We start from the raw sequence: 5,490 nt of genomic DNA, 5'->3' as shown, positions 1-5,490 counted from the left end.
AGAAAGTTTCTTCCCCGGGTTGCCCCGGGGAAAAGCGTACATAAGCTTACGGGTTATTAGTACTACTCGACTATGACATTACTGCCTTTACATCTATAGCCTATCAACGTAGTCATCTCCTACGACCCTTAAAAGAAATCTCATCTTGTGGTGGGTTTCGCGCTTATATGCTTTCAGCGCTTATCCCTTCCAAACGTAGCTACTCTGCGATGCCACTGGCGTGACAACAGATACACTAGAGGTTTGTCCAATTCGGTCCTCTCGTACTAGAATCAGATCCACTCAAATTTCTTGCGCCCACAGTAGATAGAGACCGAACTGTCTCACGACGTTCTGAACCCAGCTCGCGTGCCACTTTAATGGGCGAACAGCCCAACCCTTGGGACCTTCTCCAGCCCCAGGATGTGACGAGCCGACATCGAGGTGCCAAACCCCCCCGTCGATATGAGCTCTTGGGGGAGATCAGCCTGTTATCCCCGGCGTACCTTTTATCCTTTGAGCGATGGCCCTTCCATGCGGAACCACCGGATCACTATGCTCTACTTTCGTACCTGATCGACCTGTATGTCTCTCAGTCAAGCTCCCTTATGCCATTGCACTCTACGCACGGTTACCAAGCGTACTGAGGGAACCTTTAGAAGCCTCCGTTACTCTTTTGGAGGCGACCACCCCAGTCAAACTACCCACCAAGCAATGTCCCCCGCAAAGCGGGGTTAGGCCTCAGATAAACAAAGGGTTGTATTTCAACAATGACTCCACAACGCCTAGCGACGCCACTTCACAGTCTCCAACCTATCCTACACATCATTTATCCAAGGTCAATACTAAGCTATAGTAAAGGTGCACAGGGTCTTTTCGTCCCACTGCGGGTAAGCGGCATCTTCACCGCTACTACAATTTCACCGAGCTCATGGCTGAGACAGTGTCCAGATCGTTACACCATTCGTGCAGGTCGGAACTTACCCGACAAGGAATTTCGCTACCTTAGGACCGTTATAGTTACGGCCGCCGTTTACTGGGGCTTCAATTCAATGCTTCTCCGAAGATAACATCTCCTCTTAACCTTCCAGCACCGGGCAGGTGTCAGGCCCTATACTTCATCTTACGATTTTGCAGAGCCCTGTGTTTTTGATAAACAGTCGCCTGGACCTCTTCACTGCGGCCAGCATTGCTGCTGGCGACCCTTCTCCCGAAGTTACGGGTCTATTTTGCCTAATTCCTTAGCCATGAATCTCTCGAGCACCTTAGGATTCTCTCCTCGACTACCTGTGTCGGTTTGCGGTACGGGTACTTATTACCTGAAGTTTAGAGGTTTTTCTTGGAAGCCCTTAGGCGCACTATCTCTTTGTCCGAAGACTCCGAGTACTATCGTATTTCCCCAAGCCGCGTGGATTTGCCTGCGCAGCTTATAGGTAGGTACTTCAACGAACTATTCCGTCAGTTCGCGGCGCTTTCATCACTCCGTCACCCCATCACAGTAATAACTAGTACGGGAATATTAACCCGTTGTCCATCGACTGTCCCTTTCGGGTTCGCCTTAGGTCCCGACTAACCCACAGCTGATTAGCATAGCTGTGGAAACCTTAGTCTTTCGGTGTGCGGGTTTCTCGCCCGCATTATCGTTACTTATGCCTACATTTTCTTTTCTAACCAGTCCAGCATGCCTTACGACACACCTTCTACCCTGTTAGAATGCTCCCCTACCACTTGTAATAAATTACAAATCCATAGCTTCGGTAATACGCTTATGCCCGATTATTATCCATGCTCGTCCGCTCGACTAGTGAGCTGTTACGCACTCTTTAAATGAATGGCTGCTTCCAAGCCAACATCCTAGCTGTCTGGGCAGACAAACCTCGTTCTTTCAACTTAGCGTATATTTGGGGACCTTAGCTGATGGTCTGGGTTCTTTCCCTCTCGGACTTGGACCTTAGCACCCAAGCCCTCACTGTTATGAAACATTATATAGCATTCGGAGTTTGTCAGGAATTGGTAGGCGGTGAAGCCCCCGCATCCAATCAGTAGCTCTACCTCTATATAACTTTACGCATAACGCTGCACCTAAATGCATTTCGGGGAGTACGAGCTATTTCCGAGTTTGATTGGCCTTTCACCCCTACCCACAGGTCATCCGAAGACTTTTCAACGTCAACCGGTTCGGACCTCCACACTGTGTTACCAGCGCTTCATCCTGCCCATGGGTAGATCACACGGTTTCGCGTCTAACACTACTGACTAAAGCGCCCTATTCAGACTCGCTTTCGCTACGGATCCGTGGCTTAACCACTTATCCTTGCCAGCAACGTTAACTCGTAGGCTCATTATGCAAAAGGCACGCCGTCACCCCACGAAAGGGCTCCGACCGCTTGTAAGCGTATGGTTTCAGGATCTATTTCACTCCGTTATTCACGGTTCTTTTCACCTTTCCCTCACGGTACTGGTTCACTATCGGTCTCTCAGGAGTATTTAGCCTTAGCGGATGGTCCCGCCAAATTCAGACAGGATTTCTCGTGTCCCGCCCTACTCAGGATACCACTATCGTTATCTTCTATTACTTATACAGGGCTATCACCTTCTTTGGCTCTACTTTCCAGTAGATTCTAATTCTATCCGCAACAAATAACGTGGTCCTACAACCCCAACATTGCCGTAACAACATTGGTTTGGGCTAATCCGCGTTCGCTCGCCACTACTTACGGAATCACTTTTGTTTTCTTCTCCTCCGCCTACTTAGATGTTTCAGTTCAGCGGGTTTGCCCACCTATCGGTGTACTATGTCTTCAACATAGTGGGTTGCCCCATTCGGGTATCTACGGATCATATCGTGTGTGCCAATCCCCGTAGCTTTTCGCAGCTTATCACGCCCTTCATCGCCTCTGAGAGCCAAGGCATCCCCCATACGCCCTTATTTTGCTTATTGTACCAACACATTAGTTAAAATGTGCCGTTTCTTTTACTTGTCTAATGATAAACAAGCAAAAAATGCTTTCTACTTTTTATTATTTTCTTATCTCAATATGTCAATGAACTTTATCTAATTAAATGATTTAAAAATTAAATTATTTAATGATTACAAAATCTTTAAATTTTTCAATTCTTCAATCTTTCAATTGATTTGTGGAGAATAACGGAGTCGAACCGTTGACCTCCTGCGTGCAAGGCAGGCGCTCTAGCCAGCTGAGCTAATCCCCCATTTCTAATTTTAAATTATGAATGTTGAATTTTGAATTACAGTAATTCATACTCATACTTCTAAAATTTCCTTTTTTTAAGTCTAAAATAGTTGTCTCGGACAGACTCGAACTGTCGACCCCTACATTATCAGTGTAGTACTCTAACCAGCTGAGCTACGAGACACTCTTTTCTTAAAAATAAAGCCGTTGCATTGCAACGCCTCTACCGTGTATTATTTGAACTAACAGCAAGAGTAATAAAATGTCCACATTTGTTTCCATTCGAACTTTCGTCTTCTTTCCTAAAAGTGTTGCTTACACAACTAACATTTAGGCTCTAGAAAGGAGGTGTTCCAGCCGCACCTTCCGGTACGGCTACCTTGTTACGACTTAGCCCTAGTTACCAGTTTTACCCTAGGCAGCTCCTTGCGGTCACCGACTTCAGGCACCCCCAGCTTCCATGGCTTGACGGGCGGTGTGTACAAGGCCCGGGAACGTATTCACCGGATCATGGCTGATATCCGATTACTAGCGATTCCAGCTTCACGGAGTCGAGTTGCAGACTCCGATCCGAACTGTGACCGGTTTTATAGATTCGCTCCTGGTCGCCCAGTGGCTGCTCTCTGTACCGGCCATTGTAGCACGTGTGTAGCCCAAGGCGTAAGGGCCGTGATGATTTGACGTCATCCCCACCTTCCTCGCAGTTTGCACTGGCAGTCTTGTTAGAGTTCCCGACATGACTCGCTGGCAACTAACAACAGGGGTTGCGCTCGTTATAGGACTTAACCTGACACCTCACGGCACGAGCTGACGACAACCATGCAGCACCTTGTAAATTGTCTTGCGAAAAGTCTGTTTCCAAACCGGTCAATCTACATTTAAGCCTTGGTAAGGTTCCTCGCGTATCATCGAATTAAACCACATGCTCCACCGCTTGTGCGGGCCCCCGTCAATTCCTTTGAGTTTCATTCTTGCGAACGTACTCCCCAGGTGGGATACTTATCACTTTCGCTTAGCCACTGAGATTGCTCCCAACAGCTAGTATCCATCGTTTACGGCGTGGACTACCAGGGTATCTAATCCTGTTCGCTACCCACGCTTTCGTCCATCAGCGTCAATATATTAGTAGTAACCTGCCTTCGCAATTGGTATTCCATGTAATCTCTAAGCATTTCACCGCTACACTACATATTCTAGTTACTTCCTAATAATTCAAGTTTAGCAGTATCAATGGCCGTTCCACCGTTGAGCGATGGGCTTTCACCACTGACTTACTAAACCGCCTACGGACCCTTTAAACCCAATGATTCCGGATAACGCTTGGATCCTCCGTATTACCGCGGCTGCTGGCACGGAGTTAGCCGATCCTTATTCTTACAGTACCGTCAAGGTTCTACACGTAGAACTGTTTCTTCCTGTACAAAAGCAGTTTACAATCCATAGGACCGTCATCCTGCACGCGGCATGGCTGGATCAGGCTTGCGCCCATTGTCCAATATTCCTCACTGCTGCCTCCCGTAGGAGTCTGGTCCGTGTCTCAGTACCAGTGTGGGGGATCTCCCTCTCAGGACCCCTACCCATCGTTGCCATGGTAAGCCGTTACCTTACCATCTAGCTAATGGGACGCATGCTCATCTTTCACCGATAAATCTTTAATATAAAAATGATGCCATTCTTATATACTATAAGGTATTAATCCAAATTTCTCTGGGCTATCCCTTTGTGAAAGGTAGATTGCATACGCGTTACGCACCCGTGCGCCGGTCTCTACTTCCGAAGAAGCATACCCCTCGACTTGCATGTGTTAAGCCTGCCGCTAGCGTTCATCCTGAGCCAGGATCAAACTCTTCATCGTATATTGTTTGCTTGAATTACTTCAAGCTATTGTTATTCGACTAAATTCTAGTGGTTTTTTCAAATCTCTCGATTCTATTACTCTTATTCTTTTGTTTTGAAATCTCTTTCAAAACGGCTGTCAATTCAATATGTCTAGGAACGTGTTCTGCTTGTTTTTTAAACTGAATTTATTTCAGTTTCTTTACTTATCGTAACACTCATTAAAGTGTTTCTCAAAGCGGGTGCAAAAGTGCAACTTCTTTTCTTAACTGGCAAGAAATTTTTGAAGTTTTTTTTGGAAATCTTTATCTCCGTTTTCTTCTCGTTTTCTTATCAGTTTGTCAAGGAACTTTGCTTGTTTTGCGGGGTGCAAATGTAGTAAGCGTTTTCTAATCTCACAAGCTTTTCTGAATCTTTTTTAGAAAATAAATTTTCTTGTTTAATTCGTTTTACTTGCCAGTTTGTTAAAGAACGTCTGCGT

General features: G+C 46.2%; 2 tRNA genes and 2 rRNA genes. All 4 read right to left on the bottom strand.

Features of this window, described 5'->3' with window-relative positions:
* Nucleotides 1-36: 36 nt before the first annotated feature.
* A 23S ribosomal RNA gene (locus ACM55H_RS17840) occupies nucleotides 37-2,920 on the bottom strand.
* Nucleotides 2,921-3,118: 198 nt separating this feature from the next.
* Nucleotides 3,119-3,192, bottom strand: a tRNA-Ala gene (locus tag ACM55H_RS17835).
* Nucleotides 3,193-3,283: 91 nt separating this feature from the next.
* A tRNA-Ile gene (locus ACM55H_RS17830) sits at nucleotides 3,284-3,357 on the bottom strand.
* Nucleotides 3,358-3,514: 157 nt separating this feature from the next.
* Nucleotides 3,515-5,028 (bottom strand): 16S ribosomal RNA (locus ACM55H_RS17825).
* Together the 16S and 23S rRNA genes with 2 tRNA genes alongside form the textbook arrangement of a ribosomal RNA operon.
* Nucleotides 5,029-5,490 lie beyond the last annotated feature (462 nt).

The sequence above is a fragment of the Flavobacterium cryoconiti genome (assembly GCF_048158645.1).
Lineage (GTDB): Bacteria > Bacteroidota > Bacteroidia > Flavobacteriales > Flavobacteriaceae > Flavobacterium > Flavobacterium cryoconiti.
The sequence above is the reverse complement of the archived record's forward strand: the minus strand, read 5'-3'. Positions and strand labels throughout refer to the sequence as shown.